The organism is Enterobacter sp. SENG-6, from assembly GCF_001605945.1.
Classification (GTDB): domain Bacteria; phylum Pseudomonadota; class Gammaproteobacteria; order Enterobacterales; family Enterobacteriaceae; genus Enterobacter; species Enterobacter cloacae.
The window spans coordinates 182,395-204,101 of the sequence record NZ_LOMM01000055.1; the positions used below are offsets into that span (position 1 = coordinate 182,395).

A 21,707-nucleotide genomic window follows, 5' to 3' on the forward strand; every position below is an offset into this window, starting at 1 on the left:
CGAATTACGGCCTTGTAGTAGAAGCAGAATTAACAAACCACTGCTGGATATTACCCATCGCGGAGTGCGAGGTATCCAGAATCGGCTGCGGGAAGAAGCCCAGCAGCACCAGCAGTACGACCAGCAGCAGGATGATGAACAGCTCACGCAGCGACATCCCCGGCAGTTCTTGTGCAGCAATTTCGCTCTTCGCTTTACCGAAGTAAGCACGGTGCAGCATCGCCAGCGAGTAGACGGACGCGAACACCAGACCAAAGGTGGAGATGACGGTAATCATCGGTACCACTTTGAAGCTACCGAACAGAATCATAAATTCGCCGACGAAGTTACCGGTACCTGGCATACCCAGGGTCGCCACCGCGAAGAACATGGACAGCGCCGGCAGCCACTTAATTTTACTCCACAGACCGCCCATCATACGCATGTCACGGGTATGCAGACGTTCGTACAGCTGACCACAGAGGATGAAGAGACCGGCTGCGGACAGACCGTGTGCAATCATCTGGATCACCGCGCCCTGGTACGCCAGCTGGCTGCCGGTGTAGATAGCAATCAGTACGAAGCCCATGTGGGAAACGGAGGTGTACGCAATCAGACGTTTGATGTCGTACTGCGTGAACGCCATCCAGGCACCGTAGAAGATACCAATCACACCCAGCCACATGGCAATCGGTGCGAACTCAGCGGACGCGTTCGGGAACAGTGGCAGCGCGAAACGCAGCAGACCGTAGGCTGCTGTTTTCAGCAAGATGCCCGCCAGGTCAACAGAACCTGCGGTTGGCGCCTGAGAGTGCGCGTCTGGCAGCCAGCCGTGCAGTGGTACGACCGGCATTTTCACCGCGAAGGCGATGAAGAAGCCGAGCATCAGCAGGTATTCCACACCGTGAGACATCGGGGTCTTCAACAGGTCTTCGTAGTTGAAGGTCCAGACACCGGTCGCATTGTGGTGCACAAACACCAGCGCCAGAATGGCAATCAGCATCACCAGACCACTCGCCTGGGTATAGATGAAGAACTTGGTGGCCGCCGTGATACGCGTTTTACCGTCGGACGCCTTATGGCCCCACAGCGCGATCAGGAAGTACATCGGCACCAGCATCATCTCCCAGAAGAAGAAGAACAGGAACATGTCGATGGCAAGGAACACGCCGATTACGCCGCCCAGGATCCACATCAGGTTCAGGTGGAAGAAGCCCTGGTATTTTTCGATTTCTCGCCAGGAGCAAAGTACCGCCAGAACGCCGAGCAGACCGGTCAGCACCACCATCAGCAGCGACAGACCGTCAATCGCCAGGTGGATCGTAATGCCGAAACGCGGGATCCACGGCAGGATAAACTCAGACTGCCACTGCGGAATGCCCGCAGACTGGGTCAGGGAGTAGCCACCCTGCAACCAAAGTTGCAGACCAAGCGCGAGCGTCAATCCCATGGTGATCAGCGCGATCCAGCGCGGCATCTTCACGCCAAAGCGTTCAGTCTGCCAGCACAGGAAGCCGCCGATGAAGGGAATTAATATTAGCCAGGGTAGTAACATGGCGATTTACATTCCTTTTTAAGGCCCCCAGCAGGGGCCTGATTTTCAACGAATTCGAATAAAATTCACTTTACGATCAACGCAACACCATCAGCAGCGCCAGCACGACAACCGCACCGATGCTCATGGACGCCACATACCAGCGCAGGTAACCGTTCTCGCTGTACAGCAGGCCTTTACCTGCAAAGCGGGAGAGGATCGCCGGGATATTCATCAGGCTGTTCAGTGGGTCGCGCTTCAACAGCCACGCAATGCCCAGGAACGGCTTAACGAAGATCATGTCGTACAGCCAGTCGAAGCCCCACGCGTTGTACCACCAGGTGCCCAGCAGGCGGCCTGGCGCACTGTTGGCAACGGCAGTCACCAGCGTGCGTTTGCCCAGCCACAGCCATGCAGCAATCAGGATACCCGCGATAGCGACCACACCAGAGGTGATTTCAAGCGTCAGAACGCGGCCGTGCTCAAGCTCGGTGGTGTCTGGCAGTACACCCTGCAGCGGCGGCACAATCATCGCGCCAACGAAGGTGGACAGGACCAGCAGCACAATCAGCGGCAGGTGGTGAGTAATCCCCTTCCCTGCATGAGCGTGAATTTGTTCTTTACCGTGGAATACGATGAAAATCATACGGAAGGTATACAGGGAGGTCATAAACGCACCGACCAGACCCGCAACCATCAGATTGATATGACCATTCGCCATGGCACCGGCAAGGATTTCGTCCTTACTGAAGAAGCCCGCGGTAATCAGCGGCAGTGCCGCCAGCGCCGCGCCGCCCACCAGGAAGCAGACATACACCAGCGGGATGGACTTACGCAGTCCGCCCATCTTGAAGATGTTCTGCTCGTGATGGCAGGCCAGGATCACGGAACCGGATGAGAGGAACAGCAGCGCTTTAAAGAACGCGTGCGTCATCAGGTGGAAAATCGCCGCGTCCCACGCCTGAACGCCCAACGCCAGGAACATGTAGCCAATCTGGCTCATGGTGGAATAAGCAAGAACGCGTTTGATGTCGGTCTGCACCAGCGCGGCAAAGCCTGCCAGCACCAGCGTGACCGCACCGACGATACCCACCAGATGCAGAATTTCCGGGGTCATCAGGAACAGGCCATGGGTACGCGCAATCAGGTACACACCGGCGGTGACCATGGTCGCGGCGTGGATCAGCGCGGAGACAGGGGTTGGACCCGCCATCGCGTCGGCCAGCCATGTCTGCAACGGCAGCTGTGCAGATTTACCCACAGCACCACCAAGCAGCATCAGCGTTGCCCACCACAGCATGTTGTTGCCTGCGGCGAAGTGTGCCGGCGCCAGTTCCACCATTTCGCGGAAGTTCAGCGTGCCCAGTTCGTTGTAGAGAATGAACAGCGCGAACGCGAGGAAGACGTCACCCACACGGGTCACGACGAACGCTTTCATGGCCGCTGCGCCATTCTTCGGATCGGTGTAGTAGAACCCGATCAGCAGGTACGAACAGAGACCCACGCCTTCCCAGCCCAGATACATCAGCAGCAGGTTATCGGCCAGCACCAGAACCACCATGCTGGCGATAAACAGGTTAGTGTAGGCGAAGAAGCGGGAGTAGCCCTCTTCACCGCGCATGTACCAGGAGGCGAACATATGGATCAGGAAGCCCACGCCGGTCACCACGGAGAGCATGGTCAGCGAGAGACCATCCAGCACCAGGTTAAAACCGATGTTGAAATCACCGACCGACATCCAGGTCCACAGCGGCACGCTGAAGGCCTGACGCCCGTTGTTGAAGAAATCGATACCCGCATACGCTGTTACCAGCGCAGCCAGACCGACAGATCCCATGCCGACGGTCGCAGACAGATTCTCAGACCAGCGGCCGCGAGAAAACGCCAGCAGCACGAAGCCAATCAGCGGAAAAATAATGGTTAAGGCAAGCATGTTCATCCACGCAACTCACTTACTGAATCGATGTTCAGGTTCTGGCGGCGACGATGGAGCTGCAGCAACAGCGCCAGGCCAATACTCGCTTCGGCAGCCGCGAGGCTGATGGCGAGAATGTACATCACCTGACCATCGGTCTGGCCCCAGTAGCTTCCGGCGACCACGAAGGCCAGCGCGGAGGCGTTAATCATGATTTCCAGACCGATCAGCATAAACAGCAGATTGCGGCGGATAACCAGACCGGTTAAGCCCAGAACGAATAAAATCGCAGCGAGGATCAGTCCATGTGTTAAGGGGATCATGCGCGTTCCTCCGTTTTTCTTTTCGCGCGGTCGTCAGTGCGGTTGCTCAGCACCTCACCAGCACGCTCTTCGCGGCCAACGTGGAAGGCAACAACCAGACCCGCCAGCAGCAGCATAGAGGCCAGTTCAACCGCCAGAACGTATGGGCCAAACAGCGTGATACCCACTTCTTTCGCGCCGATTGGCGTACCGTCGATGCCCTGGTCGTTCACGCCGAGAATGGCATAAACAATTACCACCAGCATGATGGCCGACAAAATTGCCGGGCCAATCCACACCTGCGGTTTTAACCACTGACGTTCCTGCTCAATTTCAGAGCCGCCCAGGTTCAGCATCATCACCACGAAGACGAACAGCACCATGATGGCCCCGGCGTAAACGATGATTTCCAGCGCACCGGCAAAGTGCGCGCCGAGCGCAAAGAACACCCCGGAAATAGCCAGCAGCGAAATGATTAAGTACAGCAGCGCATGCACCGGATTGGTGTGCGTAATCACTCGTAGCGTAGCCAGGATGGCGATAAGGCCACAGATATAAAAAGCGAATTCCATTGCCCTCTCCTTACGGTAACAGGCTCTTGACGTCGATAGGCTTGGCTTCGTTCTCTGCTTCGCCCTTATCTTTGCCGTCGATTGCCATACCCGCCATCCGGTAGAAGTTATATTCCGGGTATTTGCCCGGACCGGAAATCAGCAGATCCTCTTTCTCGTACACCAGGTCCTGACGCTTGTACTCACCCAGTTCGAAGTCCGGGGTGAGCTGAATCGCCGTGGTTGGGCACGCTTCTTCACACAGACCACAGAAGATGCAGCGTGAGAAGTTGATGCGGAAGAACTCAGGGTACCAGCGGCCGTCTACCGTCTCTGCTTTCTGCAGAGAGATACAGCCTACCGGACACGCTACCGCACACAGGTTACAGGCAACGCAGCGCTCGGAGCCGTCCGGGTCGCGCGTCAGCACGATACGGCCACGGTAGCGCGGCGGCAGATATACCGGCTCTTCCGGGTACATCCGGGTTTCGCGTTTGGCAAACGCGTGCAGGCCGATCATCCAGATACTGCGTACCTGGGTACCAAAGCCTACCAGTAATTCTTTTAAGGTCATGGTCTATAGCCCCTTATGGCTGCTGCCAGAGAATGACAGCCGCCGTTACCAACAAGTTGACGAGCGTCAGCGGCAGGCACACTTTCCAGCCGAAGGACATTACCTGGTCATAACGCGGACGCGGTAACGCTGCGCGAATCAAAATGAACATCATCATGAAGAACGCGGTTTTCAGCGCGAACCAGATGAACGGCGGTAAGAACGGGCCATGCCAGCCACCAAAGAACAGCGTTACCATCAACGCGGAAATGGTGACGATACCGATGTACTCACCCACGAAGAACAGACCGAATTTCATACCGGAATATTCAATGTGGTAACCGTCGGCCAGTTCCTGTTCGGCTTCTGGCTGGTCAAACGGGTGACGGTGACACACCGCCACGCCCGCGATAGCAAAGGTAACAAAACCAAAGAACTGCGGGATAACGTTCCAGATGTCGGCCTGGTTGTTAACGATGTCGGTCATGTTGAATGAACCGGCCTGCGCCACCACGCCCATCAGGGAGAGCCCCAGGAACACTTCGTAGCTCAGCGTCTGCGCGGAAGCACGCATCGCACCCAGCAGCGAGTATTTGTTGTTACTGGACCAGCCTGCGAACAGTACCGCGTAAACCGCGAGACCTGCCATCATCAGGAAGAACAGAATGCCGATGTTCAGGTCAGCCACCACCCAGGTCGGGCTGACAGGAACGATAGCAAACGCCAGCAGCAGCGAGGTGAAGGCAATCATCGGTGCCAGCGTAAAGATCACGCGATCCGAGAAGCGTGGGATCCAGTCCTCTTTGAAGAACATCTTGATCATGTCCGCGACCAGCTGGAGTGATCCCCCCCAGCCAACGCGGTTTGGTCCATAACGGTTCTGGAACAGACCAAGCAGACGACGTTCACCAAAGCTCATGAACGCACCACAGGTGACCACCACCAGCAGAATGACAATCGCTTTCAGAACGCTCAGCAGGATGTCGATAAGATCCGGCGTTAACCAACTCATGCTTTTGCCTCCTGCAGGTTATCAAGACGCGCACCCGCCAGTACCGGCGCGATGCCAGGCATACCCATCGGCAGACCGACCTGCCCTGCTGTCAGGCTTTCAGAGATAATCAGCGGCAGGCTGATGGTCTGGCCCTCGTAGCTAAAGGCAATGTTCGCACCCGCGTTAACGCCAAGCTTCGCGGCGTCTGCCGGGTTGAGCTTGATGTACGGCTGCGGCATACGCTGCTGGAATACCGGTGAACGCTGGGACAGCTCGTCGCTACCAAACAGATGGTAGTACGGCGCAATACGCCAGCTACCGTCCTGCGCCTGGAAGCTCGCCGGAACGGTCGTGAAGAAGTCCAGACCGGTTTCGGAGGCTTCAATCAGACGCACGCCCGGATCGCCGTGACGCAGTGAACCGCCCACTTCCGCCTGGAACTTGTTCCACGCCTGCGGGGAGTTCCAGCCCGGTGCCCATGCGAATGGGATCTGTGAACGCGGCGCAGACGGCTGGTTGTTCCCTTCCATGGAGAAGGCGAACATGGTGTCTTTATCCTGCGGCTGACGCGGTTCGTGCACGCTGATATTGGCACGCATCGCGGTACGGCCACTGTAACGGTGCGGTTCACGCGCCAGTTTCTGGCCGCGAATACGGAAGCTCGCTTCAGGCGCAGCATCTTTAATACCCGCCAGCTGAGGCAGTTTTTCGACTACCGCATCGATAACGTGGTCGAGCTGCGTCCAGTCCACTTCACGGCTCTGCACGGTGCTGTGCAGAGAGTGCAGCCAGCGCCAGCTTTCCAGCATCACGGTGTTGCTGTCGTAGTACGCCGGGTCATAAACCTGGAAGAAACGCTGTGCGCGGCCTTCGTTGTTGATAACCGTACCGTCGCTTTCTGCGAAGCTTGCCGCAGAGAGCACCAGGTGCGCTTTATCCATAATCGCGGTGCGCTGATGGTCGATTACCATCACCAGCGGTGCTTTAGAGAGCGCAGCGTCAACGCGCGCGGCAGAGGCATGGCGATGCAGGTCATTTTCCAGCACCACAACGGCGTCAGCAGCACCGGACTCCAGTTCGCTTAACGCTTCTTCCAGCGAGCCACCGCCAATCATACCCAGACCGATGCTGTTCACCGCACGGGCAATCATGGTGACACCAACGTCCGCACCGCGGCCTTTCAGGGCTTTGGCGACGTTCGCTGCAGCCTGAATGATTTCGGCGCTACCGGCGTTAGTCCCGGAGATAATCAGTGGTTTCTTCGCCCCCGCCAGCGCCTGAACAATCACGTCGACTTTGCTTTGCAGGTCACGATCCAGTTCAACGGCCGGAGAATTGTTGTCCAGCGCATGAGCAATGGCAAAGCCAAGACGCGCCTGATCTTCAACCGGCGCGCAGTAGGTCCACGCGGCGATATCGTCCAGACGGGTGTTGTCGACGTTCGTCACAAACAGAGGATGCTTCGCGCGCTGGCCGATGTTGAGGATTGCCGCAATCTGCCAGTCAGCCACTTTCTGTGCCGCTGCCATTTCACGTGCTTTACCCTTCACCGCCTGGCGAACCGCCAGAGCCGCGCGAGCGCCGGTCTGCGTCAGATCTTCGCCCAGCACCAGAACCGCATCATACGATTCGATTTCGCGCAGCGCAGGGGTATGAATACCGCCTTCGCGCAGCACTTTCAGTACCAGCTGCAGACGTTCCTGCTCGCCCTGAGCGATACCGGTGTAGAAGTTTTCCGCCCCCACCAGCTCACGCAGCGCGAAGTTGCTTTCGATGCTGGCACGCGGGGAGCCGATACCGATCACTTTCTTCGACTGGCGCAGAATATCTGCCGCACCCTGCATCGCCTGTTCAGCGTTCAGGGTGATAAAGTCGTCGCCACGGCGCTGAACCGGCTGACGCGGACGGTCTTTCAGGTTTACATAGCCATAGCCGAAACGACCGCGGTCGCACAGGAAGTAATGGTTTACGGTACCGTTGTAACGGTTTTCGATACGACGCAGTTCGCCGTAGCGCTCACCCGGGCTGGTGTTACAGCCCAGCGAACACTGCTGGCAGATGCTTGGTGCAAACTGCATGTCCCACTTACGGTTGTAACGCTCGGAGTGAGTTTTATCGGTGAATACGCCGGTCGGACAGATTTCTACCAGGTTACCGGAGAATTCGCTCTCAAGCGTACCGTCTTCCGGACGACCGAAATAGACGTTGTCATGTGTGCCATACACACCCAGATCCTGACCGTCTGCGTAATCTTTGTAGTAACGCACGCAGCGGTAGCAGGCGATGCAGCGGTTCATTTCGTGAGAGATGAACGGCCCCAGGTCCTGGTTACGGTGAGTACGTTTAGTAAAGCGATAGCGACGGAAGCTGTGACCGGTCATTACGGTCATATCCTGAAGGTGGCAGTTACCGCCCTCTTCACAGACCGGGCAGTCGTGCGGGTGGTTGGTCATCAACCATTCCACAACGCTTTCACGGAACTGTTTTGCTTCTTCGTCATCAATCGAAATAAATGTGCCTTCGGTGGCTGGCGTCATACAGGACATCACCAGGCGACCACGCGTGTCTTCCGCGTTTTGATATTGCTTCACCGCACACTGGCGGCAAGCACCGACGCTGCCCAGCGCCGGATGCCAGCAAAAGTACGGAATATCGAGGCCAAGAGACAGACAAGCTTCCAGCAGGTTGTCCGCCCCGTTGACTTCGTATTCTTTGCCGTCTACATGAATCGTAGCCATTAGCATGCTTCCAGTTGTCTCGAATTGCTTCGAGCGTTAATCAAAATTCTGTTTTTACCAGCGTGCTTTCAGCAGGTTCGGCTGAATACCATTGATTGAATGGGTATTGCTGAACGGCTGCTTGATGCCTGCTTCGAATTCGTCGCGGAAATATTTAATCGCGCTCTGCAGCGGCTCGACGGCACCCGGTGCGTGGGCACAGAAGGTTTTGCCCGGCCCTAAGAATCGACACAGTTGCTCAAGTGTCTCGATATCACCAGGCTGGCCTTCGCCGCGTTCGATAGCACGCAGGATCTTCACGCTCCACGGCAGACCGTCACGGCACGGTGTACACCAGCCGCAGGACTCACGGGCGAAGAACTCTTCCAGGTTACGCACCAGCGAGACCATGCCGATCTCGTGGTCGACGGCCATCGCCAGCGCCGTACCCAGACGGCTGCCTGCTTTACCAATGCTTTCGAACTCCATCGGCAGATCAAGGTGGGCTTCGGTCAGGAAGTCTGTCCCTGCCCCACCCGGCTGCCAGGCTTTAAATTTCAGGCCATCGCGCATGCCACCGGCGTAGTCTTCAAGAATTTCGCGGGCGGTAGTACCGAACGGCAGTTCCCAGACGCCAGGGTTTTTCACGCGGCCGGAGAAGCCCATCAGCTTGGTACCGGCATCTTTGCTTGAGGAGATGCCCTGATACCACTCCACGCCGTTGGCGAGGATAGCCGGAACGTTACACAGGGTTTCGACGTTGTTCACACAGGTCGGTTTACCCCACACACCGGAGCTTGCCGGGAACGGCGGCTTGGAACGCGGGTTCGCACGGCGGCCTTCCAGGGAGTTAATCAGCGCGGTCTCTTCACCGCAGATATAACGCCCTGCACCGGTGTGCACGAACAGCTCGAAGTCAAACCCGGTGCCGAGAATGTTTTTGCCAAGCAGGCCCGCTTCGGTCGCTTCGGCAATCGCGCGACGCAGGTTTTCCGCCGCTTCGATGTACTCACCGCGCAGGAAGATGTAACCACGGTACGCTTTCAGCGCGAACGCGGAGATCAACATGCCTTCCACCAGCAGGTGCGGCAGTTGCTCCATCAGCAGACGGTCTTTATAGGTACCCGGCTCCATTTCATCCGCGTTACACAGCAGGTAACGGATGTTCATGGATTCATCTTTTGGCATCAGGCTCCACTTCAGACCGGTGGAGAAGCCCGCGCCGCCGCGGCCTTTCAGACCCGACTCTTTCACCGCATTAACGATGTCGTCTGGCGCCATGCCGCCCAGGGCTTTACGCGCCCCGGCATAGCCGTTTTTGCTCTGGTATTCGTCGAGCCATACCGGCTGTTTGTCATCGCGCAGACGCCAGGTCAGCGGATGTGTCTCAGCAGTACGAATTACAGTTTTCATTTGTACTGCTCCAGCAGGTCAGGAATGGCTTCCGGCGTCAGATGGCTGTGAGTATCCTCATCAATCATCATGGTCGGCCCCTTGTCGCAGTTACCCAGGCAGCAGGTTGGCAGCAGAGTAAAGCGACCATCGAACGTGGTCTGGCCCGGCTTGATATTGAGTTTTTTCTCAATCGCAGCCTGAATGCCCTGATAACCGGTAATGTGGCAGACAACGCTGTCACAGTAGCGGATCACATGGCGGCCCACCGGCTGACGGAAGATCTGGCTGTAGAACGTGGCTACGCCTTCTACGTCACTGGCCGGGATACCCAGCACTTCTGCGATCGCATAGATCGCCCCATCCGGCACCCAACCACGCTGTTTCTGTACGATTTTCAGCGCTTCAATGGACGCCGCACGCGGGTCTTCGTAGTGGTGCATCTCGTGCTCAATGGCGGCACGCTCTGCTTCACTCAGCTCAAAAGCCTCGGTTTGTGGTTGTTGATTCTCGTGCATAATTAGCGGTCCACATCTGACATAACAAAATCGATACTACCCAGATACACAATCAGGTCGGAGACCAGACTGCCGCGGATGGCGGACGGGATCTGCTGCAGGTGCGCAAAGCTCGGCGTACGCACGCGGGTACGGTAGCTCATGGTGCTGCCGTCACTGGTCAGGTAGTAACTGTTAATACCCTTGGTCGCTTCGATCATCTGGAAGGATTCTTGTGCCGGCATGACCGGGCCCCAGGAAACCTGCAGGAAGTGGGTGATCAGAGTTTCGATATGTTGCAGCGTGCGCTCTTTCGGTGGCGGCGTCGTCAGCGGGTGATCCGCCTTGAACGGACCTTCCGGCATGTTGTTGAGGCACTGCTCAAGGATGCGCAGACTCTGGCGCAGCTCTTCTACTTTCAGCATCACGCGGGTATAGCAGTCGGAAACACCGCCGCCAACCGGGACTTCAAAGTCGAAGTTCTCATAGCCAGAGTAAGGACGCGCTTTACGCACGTCGAAATCAATACCGGTCGCACGCAGGCCAGCACCGGTGGTCCCCCACTCCAGCGCCTCTTTCGCGCCGTAGGCAGCAACGCCCTGGGAACGGCCTTTCAGGATGGAGTTACGCAGCGCGGCTTTCTCATACGAGGCCAGACGTTTCGGCATCCAGTCGAGGAATTCACGCAGCAGACGGTCCCAGCCTCTCGGCAGATCGTGTGCCACACCGCCGATACGGAACCAGGCCGGGTGCATACGGAAACCGGTAATCGCTTCCACCAGATCGTAAATTTTCTGACGGTCGGTAAAGGCGAAGAAGACCGGGGTCATCGCGCCAACGTCCTGAATGAACGTGGAGATGTACAGCAGATGGCTGTTAATACGGAACAGTTCTGACAGCATAACGCGAATCACGTTAACGCGATCCGGCACGGTGATGCCTGCCAGTTTCTCAACGGCCAGCACGTAAGGCATTTCGTTTACGCAGCCGCCGAGGTACTCGATACGGTCGGTATACGGAATGTAGCTGTGCCAGGACTGACGCTCGCCCATTTTCTCAGCACCACGGTGGTGGTAACCGATATCCGGAACGCAGTCGACAATCTCTTCGCCATCAAGCTGAAGAATAATACGGAATGCACCATGCGCAGACGGGTGGTTTGGACCGAGGTTGAGGAACATGAAGTCCTCGTTTTCGGTACCGCGCTTCATGCCCCAGTCTTCCGGCTTGAAGGTCAGCGCTTCCATCTCCAGATCCTGCTTGGCTTTGGTCAGCTCAAACGGATCGAATTCAGTCGCACGTGCCGGGTAGTCTTTACGCAGCGGGTGGCCGGTCCAGGTCTGCGGCATCATGATGCGCGTCAGATGCGGGTGGCCGTCGAAGGTCATACCGAACATTTCCCAGGTTTCACGCTCGTACCAGTTGGCGTTCGGGAAAAGTTTGGTGAGCGTCGGCAGATGCATGTCGTTTTCAGACAATGCCACCTTGAGCATGATATCCGTATTGCGGTCTATTGAGATCAGGTGGTAGAAAACGGAAAAATCCGCAGCAGGGAGACCCTGGCGGTGCGTGCGCAGACGTTCATCCATGCCGTGTAAGTCAAACAGCATGACGTAAGGTTTTGGCAATTTCTTGAGGAAATCGACAACTTCCAGCAATTGTTCACGCTTCACCCAAACAACGGGTACCCCGGTGCGGGTCGCCTGAACAGTAAAGGCATCCGGCCCAAAACGGTTGCGCAGTTCGCCAATGACGGGGTCATCCAGATGATCCCGGGTCTGCCAGGCGGCTTCTTGCGCGGTTAAGTCGGTCATATTGTTCACCATTGCAAATGGTCCGTGGTGACTGTTAAGCCTGGCTTCGCGCTATTTGAGTAGTGATATGCGAAGGTGTTCTCCAGGCCCACAGGCGCAAATTAAATTTCGTCAGGCGTACGCAGGTTGGTGACGGCAATACGTTCACCACGTTTACGCTCGCGCTCAGACTGCATGTTCGCGCGATAGACACCCTGATCGCCAACAACCCACGACAGCGGGCGGCGTTCTTTACCGATAGACTCCTGCAGCAGCATCAGCGCTTGCATGTAAGCTTCCGGACGTGGCGGGCAACCCGGGATGTATACATCCACTGGAATAAACTTATCTACGCCCTGCACAACGGAATAAATGTCGTACATACCGCCAGAGTTTGCACATGCGCCCATGGAGATAACCCATTTTGGCTCCAGCATCTGGTCATAAAGACGCTGAATAACCGGTGCCATCTTGGTAAAGCACGTACCGGCCACCACCATCAGGTCAGCCTGACGTGGGGATGCACGCAGTACCTCTGCCCCAAAACGCGCAACGTCATGCACCGCAGTGAATGACGTCACCATTTCAACGTAGCAGCAGGAAAGGCCAAAGTTGTATGGCCAGATGGAGTTCTTACGACCCCAGTTGACCATATCGTGCATGGCATGTTCGAGCTTGCCCATGTACACGCTTTTATTGACTTCTTGCTCCAGGGGGTCGGTTACGATCTCCTGTTTTTGCAGGGGGTAACGGTCATTCTCACCGTTAGGATCTATGCGGGTGAGCGTATAATCCATCTTATTGCCTCGCTGTTACTGCTGACGATTAGAGATACTGTTTTCCGGGTTGATGTGTTCACGACGTGAACGCGCAGGCGTCCAGTCAAGCGCGCCAATACGCACCAGATAAACCAGACCGGCCAGTAGCACTAAAATGAAAATTGCGGCCTCGACAAAGCCTACCCAACCACTTTCGCGGATGGAGGTCGACCATGCGAAAAGGTAAAGCGCTTCCACGTCAAAGATGACGAAGAACATGGCTACCAGATAGAACTTGGCAGACAGGCGTAAGCGAGCGGAACCTACTGAATCAATACCTGATTCGAAAGGGGTGTTTTTGTGCCTTGCGCGGGCGCGACCGCCCAGGAACCAGCCGCCGACTAACATCAGGCAGCACAGGCCAATGGCTACAATAAGAAAGATTGCGAATGCCCAGTGATGAGCGATGACTTCTGTGGATGTTGACATACTCATTGCTTACTCATCAAAAGTGATACCAACGACACTGCTCTTGCTGGCAGATGGGCATCACATCGATTCATGGGGAGGAACAAATAACCTTACACTAACTGTCAGAAATGAGACGTAGACAGCAAAATGATGGGGTTTTTTACTCCTTTCTATAACCTATTGTCAACTTTAACAAAGGTTTCTTCACATTAAATTACATCGAGCGATTCTCATTAACATTTGGTGCCCTTTAACCCTGGTGGTTACCTGACTTTTCGTCAAATGCATGTTGTTGAATCGTGTCCGTTTTGGAAGTAAAAAAAATAACCCTCCTATTTTGACAGGATTTGCCAACGATTCCTCCCCCTAAATGGGAGTATTTTCTTGATCTGAGACACGCTTTTGTTAATTCAACCAGTAAAACGGCAACATCTTTCCTGTTTTATTAACATGCCGGGCGCGGGAAGGAAGTGAGAAAAGAATTTGTTCAGACTTTAATCGGCTGTATTTTACTCATTGATAATTAAGAACTCTTTTCATTTCACTCTCATTAGCGGAGAGAATTTGTGCAAAAAAAAAGCCACTCCATGCGAAAATCGCACGAGTGGCATTTTTTTACACTTACATTTTGTTACCAGAATTTTGAGCTCTCGATCACTCAAAGTCACCTTCAACGATCAGGGAGTCATCCCCCCCTTCGTGGGTAACATGCTCGAACTGCCACGGGTTATGGTAGTTCTCCATTGCTTCGAACACCACTTTCGCCAGCTCGTTGTTACTGGACGTGTTGTGGCACAGCAGATACTCCGTATCCGGCAGCGGAGGGAGTCCATCGGATTTTCCCAGCACCCGCAGATCCGGGCTCATCATCTCCACCGGACGCGCCGTTACGCCAAGGCCGGCTTTGACCGCTGCGCGAACGGCAGGCAATGTGGAGGCCACATACGCCAGTCGCCACGGAATGTTGGCCTCGTTGAGCGCCGCCAGCACCATATCGCGGAATGGGCTCGGATCGTCCAGTAAGACCAGAGGAACAGGCTCGCCTTGCTGAAGCACATATTCCGCCGCGCAATACCAGTGCGTAGGAGACGTTCGCAGCGTCAGGCAATTAAATTGGCCGGGACGATGCGTGGTGACCACGAGGTCAACCTCGTTCTCTTTTAACATCTCAATCATAAAAGCATTACGCTTCACGCTAACATCCAGCGCAAGCTTCGGATAAACCGAACTGATTCGATTAAGAAGGAACGGCAATATAGTATCCGCTGACTCATCAGATGCACCTAACGTTAGCACACCCTGAAGGTTGCTAAACATTAATGACATACATGCTTCGTCATTAAAGCGAAGTATTTTCCTGGCATAACCCAGTAGCTGAATACCGTGTTCTGTTAAGAGCTTATTACGGCCATGACGGGCAAAAAGCTCTTTACCAACCAGTTGTTCCAGACGCTGCATTTGCTGACTGACGGCGGACTGGGTTCGGCAAACTGCGGCAGCAGCTGCTGCAAAAGTGTTGAGGTCTGCGACCGCAACAAACGTTCTCAGCAGATCGAGGTCGAGATTCATTATCGGACGATTTGCATTTATCATATCTATTCACTTTCAGGTTGCTCGTGCGGAGCTGCCCGGGTTGAAGCTGTGTGTAACAGTTAAGCAATTCCTTCTGGAGTTTTCCCTCGCATCCCGGCCCGGCAGACTGCCTGACAGATAGTTATTGTGCTGCTTTAGTGTATATATCAACAGTCAGAAAGCACGTTTCATGACGTTATTTTTATTCTCTTAAACGTTCAGGATATTTAGATGATCGCAGGTTAATGTAAATTACATTAAAGGTATGACACCTTTTCTGCCATCTTTATCGCAGCGCTGTCAACGTTGCAGGTTGTGCTTTGCACACGCCAGCCAGAGATAACTCCAACAATAACAATCAATTAATTCAGAAAATCAGGGCAAGATATACAAATCACATACGTCTTTCCTCTGCTTTCCTTAAAGACATCTTAACTCAAATCCACTTTATTTATAAGTCTTATCGCAATATTCAGGATTAAAGGTTGTTGTTAGGCTTCTAAACTAATTTTATTAAAATTAACTAAAGTTGCATTTTGTAGGTTAATAATAAATAAATTTTAATTTAGATTAAGGCCAATCATTAATAACACTTAACATTAATTTCACATGAGCAACTTTTAACCAAAGCCTGCTATTACAGCGTGATCTATTGAAGCACTCAGATTTTACGAAAAGTCACTCAGGTAAACTTCCGCCTTAACCCTGGCCGCCATTTTATTTTTAATAGCACAATATGCAACAAAGATTAAAATTAACAGCACAATTAACCTAATAAAACGCTTTCATGCATAACTTTAGACCAGAAAATTTCAACGCAGGCAGCGAAAGAGATTCAACAGAATTTTTTCTGTTGCACAAAATCTTCTTCTGTTTACCCTTCAAAACGAAGCGAGGGGGGAGTACATTGTTCCGTGCTGACTTCCACGGCAGGGAGCGGCAATAATAGCGAAAAGGTTAAAGGTTCATGTCCCCTATCGAAAAATCCAGCAAGCTAGATAACGTCTGTTACGACATCCGTGGCCCGGTTCTCAAAGAGGCAAAACGCCTGGAAGAAGAAGGCAATAAGGTTCTGAAACTCAACATTGGTAACCCTGCGCCGTTTGGTTTTGAAGCGCCGGATGAAATCCTGGTTGATGTGATCCGCAACCTGCCTACTGCACAAGGCTATTGTGATTCAAAAGGACTCTACTCCGCACGCAAAGCCATTATGCAGCACTACCAGGCACGCGGTATGCGTGACGTTACCGTTGAGGATATTTATATCGGCAACGGCGTCTCTGAGCTGATCGTGCAGGCCATGCAGGCATTGCTGAACAGCGGCGACGAAATGCTGGTACCCGCCCCGGATTACCCGCTGTGGACGGCGGCCGTATCACTCTCAAGCGGTAAGGCGGTGCACTATCTCTGCGACGAATCCTCTGACTGGTTCCCGGACCTCGATGATATTCGTGCAAAAATCACCCCGCGTACGCGCGGCATCGTGATTATTAACCCGAACAACCCGACGGGTGCCGTCTACTCTAAAGCGCTGCTGATGGAGATCGTGGAGATCGCCCGTCAGCATAACCTGATCATCTTCGCTGATGAAATTTACGACAAGATCCTGTATGACGCCGCGCAGCACCACTCTATCGCAGCGCTGGCGCCAGACCTGCTGACCGTCACCTTTAACGGCCTGTCTAAAACTTACCGTGTGGCCGGTTTCCGCCAGGGCTGGATGGTCCTGAACGGTCCGAAAAAACATGCGAAAGGTTACATTGAAGGGCTGGAGATGCTGGCTTCCATGCGTTTGTGTGCCAACGTTCCGGCCCAGCACGCGATCCAGACGGCGCTGGGCGGTTATCAGAGCATCAGCGAGTTCATCGTGCCCGGCGGCCGCCTGTACGAACAGCGTAACCGCGCCTGGGAGCTGATCAACGACATCCCTGGCGTCTCATGCGTGAAGCCTAACGGTGCGCTTTACATGTTCCCGAAAATCGACGCGAAGCGCTTCAACATTCACGATGACCAAAAAATGGTGCTTGATTTCCTGCTGCAGGAAAAAGTGCTGCTGGTTCAGGGCACGGCCTTTAACTGGCCATGGCCGGATCACGTTCGTATCGTGACGTTGCCGCGCGAAGACGACCTCGAAATGGCCATCAGCCGCTTCGGGCGATTCCTCTCTGGCTACCACCAGTAACACAATCATTCTGCCGGGTGGCGCTGCGCTAACCCGGCCTTCAAAATCCGCAAATTTGCATCTTCCCTCCCCTCCCCGCACAATGAAGTCTGTCGCAGTGAAGACAAAAGGTAACCTATGAGTCAGAGTCATTTTTTTGCCCACCTCTCCCGCCTGAAACTCATCAACCGCTGGCCTTTGATGCGCAATGTGCGCACCGAAAATGTCTCAGAACATAGTCTGCAGGTTGCAATGGTCGCGCATGCCCTTGCGGCCATTAAAAACCGCAAATTCAACGGTCAGGTCAATGCGGAACGTATCGCGCTGCTGGCGATGTATCACGATGCGTCAGAAGTGCTGACCGGGGATCTCCCCACGCCGGTGAAATACTTCAATTCGCAGATTGCACAGGAATATAAGGCCATTGAGAAGATTGCCCAGCAGAAACTGATTGAGATGGTCCCGGAAGAGCTACGCGACGTCTTTGAGCCGCTGATTGACGAACATCAGTATACGGAAGAGGAAAAGTCACTGGTGAAGCAGGCGGACGCGCTCTGCGCCTACCTGAAATGTCTGGAAGAGTTGTCTGCGGGGAATAACGAGTTTTTACTGGCCAAAACGCGTCTGGAAAAAACGCTGGAATCCCGCCGCAGCGAAGAGATGGATTATTTTATGCAGGTGTTTGTGCCGAGCTTCCATTTATCGCTGGATGAGATCAGCCAGGATTCTCCGTTGTAATTTTTCGCCGGGTGGCGGCTTCGCCTTACCCGGCCAACGTTTCTGCGCTCACGCTAAAACGGGAATAACACCGGAATCAGCACCACACATACCAGCATCACCAGTATGGTGAACGGTACGCCAATCTTCACGAAATCGCTAAAGCGGTAATTCCCCGGCCCCAGTACCAGCGTGTTAACCGGCGAAGAGACCGGCGTCATAAACGCCGCAGAGGCCGCCATCGCCACCATCATCGCAAAGGGGTACGGCGACACGCCCATCGATTTCGCCATCGCCAGTGCAATAGGCGCCATCAGCACCGCCGTGGCGGTATTGGAAATGAACAGCCCTATCGTGGCGCACATCACGAACAGGCACACCATCATCATATATGGACCGTATCCCCCACCGATGTCCATGAGCCCTTTAACCACTAAATCCACCCCACCAGTTTTTTGCAGGGCAAGGGCGAATGGCATCATCCCGACAATCAAAATGATGCTTGGCCAGTGAATTGCTTTATAGGCGCTCTCGGCATCAATACAGCGAAACTTGCCCATTAACAGGCAGGCAATAATCGCCGCCACCGGGTTCGGGATCTCGTCGGTGAGCATTAGTGCCACCATCAGCACCAGACAAAAAATGGCGTGAGGCGCCTGGCTGTGGGCCGGAGAGGCATCGCTCTCCTCAACGGGCATGTTGAGTACCACAAAATCGCGGCCTTTTTGGCCGAGCTGGCTGATAAGCTTCCAGTTACCCACCACGAGAAAAATATCGCCCAGCAGGATGGGCTCATCCACCACTGCCCCTTCCATCGCCACGCCATCACGCTTCAGGCCGACGACATTAAGGCCGTAGCGGGTACGGAACCCCATTTCACGCACGGTTTTGCCCAACAATTCCGATTCCGGGATCAGCGACACTTCCGCCATACCCACATCCAGCGCCTGGTCGGAGAAATACTCTCCGCGTAGCACCATCGGCTCCAGCAGTTGTTCACTGCAAAACTCACGCAGATCGACCTCTGCGGTGGACATATCGATCAGCAGAACGTCACGCGCCCGGAATTCGGACACCCCGTTCACGTTGACGATGACCCGGCGAAAGCGACGCCAGCGCTCCACGCCGATCACGTTCGCGCCATACCGTTCGCGCAGCTTCAGGTCATCCAGGCGCTGACCGACCATTGGCGAACCGGGACGAATGGCCAGACGGCGGGCGCGGCCGGCCAGACGGTACTCTTTGATCAGATCGCGGAAGGTGCGTCGTTTCCAGCCATCTTTAGTTTTATCCTGCTTCTCGCCTTTCAGGGCGAAGCGAGTCAGCAGCATATACACCACACCCATCAACAAAATGACCAGCCCAAGCGGGGTGACGCTGAAGAAGCTAAAGCCCTCCAGCCCTTCACGTATCAGCTCGCTGTTGACCACCAGGTTTGGCGGCGTGGCCACCAGGGTCATCATACCGCTGATGAGCCCGGCAAAGCTCAGGGGCATCATCAGGCGCGACGGTGAGGTCTGCATGCGCATGGAGACGCTCAACACCACCGGGATAAAGATGGCAACGACGCCCGTCGAGCTCATAAAGGCTCCCAGCCCGGCGACCGTTAGCATGAGGTAGATCAGCATTTTGGTTTCGCTGTTGCCAGCCACCCTCACCAGCCATGCCCCCACAAGGGTTGCCACGCCGGTGCGCACCAGCCCGTCGCCGATAATAAACAGCGCGGCAATCAGAATGACGTTGGGATCGCTAAACCCCGAGAAGGCTTCCGGCAGCGTGAGCGTACCGCTCAGCGCAAACGCAACGATAACAAACAAAGCGACGGCATCCATGCGCACTTTGCCTGTAGCAAACAGAATGATGGCGATTAAAAGCAGGCTGAGCACCCAAATCAGTTCACCGTTCACAACATGTCCTTGTCAGAGAGAGATGCGAAATTGTGCCATAAAAAAGCCCCAGCAGCGTGGGGCTAAATCATGGGATTACACTTTTAGCGAGACGGTTACAATACCGTCTGGCGCCTTAGCGATATCAAGCGCGGTCAGCGTATTGAGCACAAAGTCCGCCTCGTCCAGCCGGGGAGAATCGGCCGGAACGTTGACGGCGATAACGTGGCTGCCAGCGTTCAACCCGGCCAGCACGCCCGCTGCCGCATCTTCCACCACCACGCACTCCGCCGGGGGGATGCCCAGCAGTTCTGCACCCAGCAAAAAGGCATCAGGTTCCGGTTTGCCGCGTTTCACGCGCTCAGCGGTAATGAACACGTCCGGCGTGGGTAAACCCGCCGCCTTATGACGAGCGTGAGCCACGGGAACCGAGCCGGAGGTGACAATGGCCCACGGAATTTGCGCTTCATTCAAATGCTCAAGCAGTTCACGAGCACCGGGTAACGCGGTAATGCCGTCCGTATCGGTGGCTTCAATGTGTTCCAGATATTTAAACTCTGCCTGAATTTCGTCCTCAGAGCGTCCCGCCAGAAAATGGCGGAGCGAGGTTATGGCCTGTTTGCCGTGGATAAAATTCAGCACGTCCTGATGGTCGATGCCATGTCTGTCCGCCCAATGGCACCATGAACGCTCTACAACCGGTAGCGAATCCACCAGCGTACCGTCCAGATCAAACAGAAAACCTCTACACTGCACACGCACCTCCGTCAGGCATTAATGATTTGTTGAATTTCGTTGCTGCTTAAGTGGTACTGGCGCGGGCAGGCGTGCCATGCGCTCAGCATGCGCTGGTATTTTTCCCACATAGGGGTCTGCGCGTTAAAGCCGTGGGTGCCCGCATCAAAGTGCGTATAACGCCCTTCTGTATTCACCATAAAGCGGACATAGCTCAAATAGCGCGCTTCCGTTGCGGCATCAAAGCCTAAGAAAGTGACGCGGCGCTCGTCAATGGACTGCTGATCTTTCAGGTTGGTCCAGGACACGTGAAGCGCGTGGTACATCTCCATAATGTCGATCACGATGCGGCAGGTTTCTTCTTTCAGCTCGCCAAACTCGCGGTCCAGTTCACGCATCTGCAAACCAAAGCCGCGTTCGACGATGGTCTGCAGGCGGCTGTAGCGCTCAGCGTTATCGGGATCAAGCATAGTCATCATTTTGTACTGGTTGGACAAAATCAGACGTTGAGCATGGGTCATTTCCATCTTTCGACTCCTGTAGCGCATGGCACTTGAAAAAAAAGACACGGTAACGGTGTGTTACTGTGCCTTCTTTTATTAGTCGTTTCGATGATCAATCACAAATCATCGAGGAATGTTTTATCAAGTTGCTTAAAAGCTCGCTTAAGCGTGTCAGCCAGCGCCTGATAATCGGGCTTGCCTTCAACCGGAGCGAGCGCCTGACCGGCTTCTTCCAGTTTCCCGCGAACATCATAAAACCAGTGTAAAATAGAAGGCGGCAGAGGTGTGATTGAACGCTTACCTAACCACCACAGCCCCTGCATCGGCAGGCTCAACGCAAAAAGCGCCGTCGCCACGGCAGGGCCGAGCTGTCCGCCCAGCGCAATTTGCCAGCAGAGGGTAAAAATAGCGACAGGAGGCATGAAGCGAATCGCGTAGCGCGTGGCGCGGATTGTGCGATTCTCAATGAACATGGGCGCAAGGCGTTTTTCCATCGGCCACGTCTTCGCGTAATGCTGTCCCCGACGAAACAGACTAAAAAAATTCACGGACGGGATCTCAGGTGTCGACATGGCATACCTCAACTTCACATATAAAAATTAAAATTTTCGTGCAAAACCACAACAAGCTATGACAACGTTCAAAATATTTTGTCATCACTACCCCGTATCGGGTAT

Annotated in this window: 19 protein-coding genes; 2 read left to right on the forward strand and 17 right to left on the reverse strand. The window is 54.6% G+C overall.

Translation table 11 applies throughout. The features are described 5' to 3' along the window. Positions 1-4: 4 nt before the first annotated feature. From nuoM to lrhA, 13 genes are all read right to left on the reverse strand, one after another. Entirely contained in the window at positions 5-1,534 is a 1,530-nt protein-coding gene (nuoM, locus tag AX755_RS20180; RefSeq protein WP_013098102.1) for an NADH-quinone oxidoreductase subunit M, read from the reverse strand. Positions 1,535-1,610: 76 nt separating this feature from the next. After that, positions 1,611-3,452, reverse strand: coding sequence for an NADH-quinone oxidoreductase subunit L (gene nuoL / locus AX755_RS20185; RefSeq protein ID WP_014832758.1), 1,842 nt, complete (start codon positions 3,450-3,452; stop codon positions 1,611-1,613). Further along, complete coding sequence (gene nuoK / locus AX755_RS20190; RefSeq protein WP_003861496.1) at positions 3,449-3,751, reverse strand: NADH-quinone oxidoreductase subunit NuoK; 303 nt, start codon at positions 3,749-3,751, stop codon at positions 3,449-3,451. The genes nuoL and nuoK overlap by 4 nt, the downstream gene beginning before the upstream one ends. Then, on the reverse strand, positions 3,748-4,302 hold the full coding sequence (nuoJ, locus tag AX755_RS20195; RefSeq protein WP_008500212.1) for an NADH-quinone oxidoreductase subunit J: 555 nt from the start codon (positions 4,300-4,302) through the stop codon (positions 3,748-3,750). The genes nuoK and nuoJ overlap by 4 nt, the downstream gene beginning before the upstream one ends. A 10-nt stretch (positions 4,303-4,312) precedes the next feature. Next, positions 4,313-4,855: an NADH-quinone oxidoreductase subunit NuoI gene (nuoI, locus tag AX755_RS20200; protein ID WP_003861491.1), complete on the reverse strand. Its 543-nt coding sequence runs from the start codon at positions 4,853-4,855 to the stop codon at positions 4,313-4,315. 13 nt (positions 4,856-4,868) lie between these two features. Beyond that, positions 4,869-5,846 carry an NADH-quinone oxidoreductase subunit NuoH gene (gene nuoH / locus AX755_RS20205; protein WP_058662054.1) on the reverse strand — a complete coding sequence of 326 codons (978 nt, stop codon included), beginning with the start codon at positions 5,844-5,846 and terminating at the stop codon, positions 4,869-4,871. Then, the gene (gene nuoG / locus AX755_RS20210) at positions 5,843-8,566 is read right to left on the reverse strand and encodes an NADH-quinone oxidoreductase subunit NuoG (RefSeq protein ID WP_062857319.1); all 2,724 of its coding nucleotides are present in this window, start codon (positions 8,564-8,566) and stop codon (positions 5,843-5,845) included. The genes nuoH and nuoG overlap by 4 nt, the downstream gene beginning before the upstream one ends. 54 nt (positions 8,567-8,620) lie before the next feature. Further along, positions 8,621-9,958, reverse strand: a complete 1,338-nt coding sequence (nuoF, locus tag AX755_RS20215; RefSeq protein WP_003861487.1) for an NADH-quinone oxidoreductase subunit NuoF — start codon at positions 9,956-9,958, stop codon at positions 8,621-8,623. Further along, the gene (gene nuoE / locus AX755_RS20220) at positions 9,955-10,455 is read right to left on the reverse strand and encodes an NADH-quinone oxidoreductase subunit NuoE (RefSeq protein ID WP_003861486.1); all 501 of its coding nucleotides are present in this window, start codon (positions 10,453-10,455) and stop codon (positions 9,955-9,957) included. Before nuoE ends, nuoF begins: the two co-directional genes overlap by 4 nt. Positions 10,456-10,457: 2 nt before the next feature. Further along, complete coding sequence (gene nuoC / locus AX755_RS20225; RefSeq protein WP_013098106.1) at positions 10,458-12,260, reverse strand: NADH-quinone oxidoreductase subunit C/D; 1,803 nt, start codon at positions 12,258-12,260, stop codon at positions 10,458-10,460. Between the two features lie 89 nt (positions 12,261-12,349). Next, positions 12,350-13,024, reverse strand: a complete 675-nt coding sequence (nuoB, locus tag AX755_RS20230; protein WP_003861482.1) for an NADH-quinone oxidoreductase subunit NuoB — start codon at positions 13,022-13,024, stop codon at positions 12,350-12,352. 15 nt (positions 13,025-13,039) lie between these two features. Continuing rightward, positions 13,040-13,480, reverse strand: a complete 441-nt coding sequence (nuoA, locus tag AX755_RS20235; protein ID WP_014171000.1) for an NADH-quinone oxidoreductase subunit NuoA — start codon at positions 13,478-13,480, stop codon at positions 13,040-13,042. A 630-nt stretch (positions 13,481-14,110) separates the two neighbouring features. Then, on the reverse strand, positions 14,111-15,049 hold the full coding sequence (gene lrhA / locus AX755_RS20240) for a transcriptional regulator LrhA (protein ID WP_029881734.1): 939 nt from the start codon (positions 15,047-15,049) through the stop codon (positions 14,111-14,113). Between the two features lie 946 nt (positions 15,050-15,995). Between lrhA and alaA the strand changes: the two genes are divergently transcribed. After that, positions 15,996-17,210 carry an alanine transaminase AlaA gene (gene alaA / locus AX755_RS20245; RefSeq protein ID WP_013098109.1) on the forward strand — a complete coding sequence of 405 codons (1,215 nt, stop codon included), beginning with the start codon at positions 15,996-15,998 and terminating at the stop codon, positions 17,208-17,210. A 117-nt stretch (positions 17,211-17,327) separates the two neighbouring features. After that, a complete protein-coding gene (yfbR, locus tag AX755_RS20250) occupies positions 17,328-17,927 on the forward strand; it encodes a 5'-deoxynucleotidase (protein WP_013098110.1) in 600 nt (199 codons plus the stop codon). Between the two features lie 53 nt (positions 17,928-17,980). Here the strand turns inward: yfbR and AX755_RS20255 are convergent, their stop codons facing one another. The 4 genes from AX755_RS20255 to yfbV all read right to left on the reverse strand — a co-directional run bounded on the left by AX755_RS20255 (position 17,981) and on the right by yfbV (position 21,602). Next, positions 17,981-19,813 carry an SLC13 family permease gene (locus tag AX755_RS20255; protein WP_020690639.1) on the reverse strand — a complete coding sequence of 611 codons (1,833 nt, stop codon included), beginning with the start codon at positions 19,811-19,813 and terminating at the stop codon, positions 17,981-17,983. A 75-nt stretch (positions 19,814-19,888) separates the two neighbouring features. After that, positions 19,889-20,548 carry a sugar phosphatase gene (locus AX755_RS20260; protein WP_023621503.1) on the reverse strand — a complete coding sequence of 220 codons (660 nt, stop codon included), beginning with the start codon at positions 20,546-20,548 and terminating at the stop codon, positions 19,889-19,891. A gap of 11 nt (positions 20,549-20,559) precedes the next feature. Then, positions 20,560-21,054, reverse strand: a complete 495-nt coding sequence (locus tag AX755_RS20265) for a YfbU family protein (RefSeq protein ID WP_013098113.1) — start codon at positions 21,052-21,054, stop codon at positions 20,560-20,562. A gap of 92 nt (positions 21,055-21,146) precedes the next feature. Further along, positions 21,147-21,602 carry a terminus macrodomain insulation protein YfbV gene (gene yfbV / locus AX755_RS20270; RefSeq protein ID WP_020690637.1) on the reverse strand — a complete coding sequence of 152 codons (456 nt, stop codon included), beginning with the start codon at positions 21,600-21,602 and terminating at the stop codon, positions 21,147-21,149. Between the last annotated feature and the right edge of the window lie 105 nt (positions 21,603-21,707).

Coding starts and splice junctions, on each gene's coding strand:
- nuoE (WP_003861486.1), bottom strand. CDS start 10,455: ATGCACGAGAATCAACAACCACAAACCGAGGCTTTTGAGCTGAGTGAA.
- yfbV (WP_020690637.1), bottom strand. CDS start 21,602: ATGTCGACACCTGAGATCCCGTCCGTGAATTTTTTTAGTCTGTTTCGT.
- nuoG (WP_062857319.1), bottom strand. CDS start 8,566: ATGGCTACGATTCATGTAGACGGCAAAGAATACGAAGTCAACGGGGCG.
- nuoH (WP_058662054.1), bottom strand. CDS start 5,846: ATGAGTTGGTTAACGCCGGATCTTATCGACATCCTGCTGAGCGTTCTG.
- nuoM (WP_013098102.1), bottom strand. CDS start 1,534: ATGTTACTACCCTGGCTAATATTAATTCCCTTCATCGGCGGCTTCCTG.
- nuoB (WP_003861482.1), bottom strand. CDS start 13,024: ATGGATTATACGCTCACCCGCATAGATCCTAACGGTGAGAATGACCGT.
- nuoK (WP_003861496.1), bottom strand. CDS start 3,751: ATGATCCCCTTAACACATGGACTGATCCTCGCTGCGATTTTATTCGTT.
- AX755_RS20265 (WP_013098113.1), bottom strand. CDS start 21,054: ATGGAAATGACCCATGCTCAACGTCTGATTTTGTCCAACCAGTACAAA.
- nuoL (WP_014832758.1), bottom strand. CDS start 3,452: ATGAACATGCTTGCCTTAACCATTATTTTTCCGCTGATTGGCTTCGTG.
- yfbR (WP_013098110.1), top strand. CDS start 17,328: ATGAGTCAGAGTCATTTTTTTGCCCACCTCTCCCGCCTGAAACTCATC.
- nuoC (WP_013098106.1), bottom strand. CDS start 12,260: ATGGTGAACAATATGACCGACTTAACCGCGCAAGAAGCCGCCTGGCAG.
- nuoI (WP_003861491.1), bottom strand. CDS start 4,855: ATGACCTTAAAAGAATTACTGGTAGGCTTTGGTACCCAGGTACGCAGT.
- alaA (WP_013098109.1), top strand. CDS start 15,996: ATGTCCCCTATCGAAAAATCCAGCAAGCTAGATAACGTCTGTTACGAC.
- nuoF (WP_003861487.1), bottom strand. CDS start 9,958: ATGAAAACTGTAATTCGTACTGCTGAGACACATCCGCTGACCTGGCGT.
- lrhA (WP_029881734.1), bottom strand. CDS start 15,049: ATGATAAATGCAAATCGTCCGATAATGAATCTCGACCTCGATCTGCTG.
- nuoJ (WP_008500212.1), bottom strand. CDS start 4,302: ATGGAATTCGCTTTTTATATCTGTGGCCTTATCGCCATCCTGGCTACG.
- nuoA (WP_014171000.1), bottom strand. CDS start 13,480: ATGAGTATGTCAACATCCACAGAAGTCATCGCTCATCACTGGGCATTC.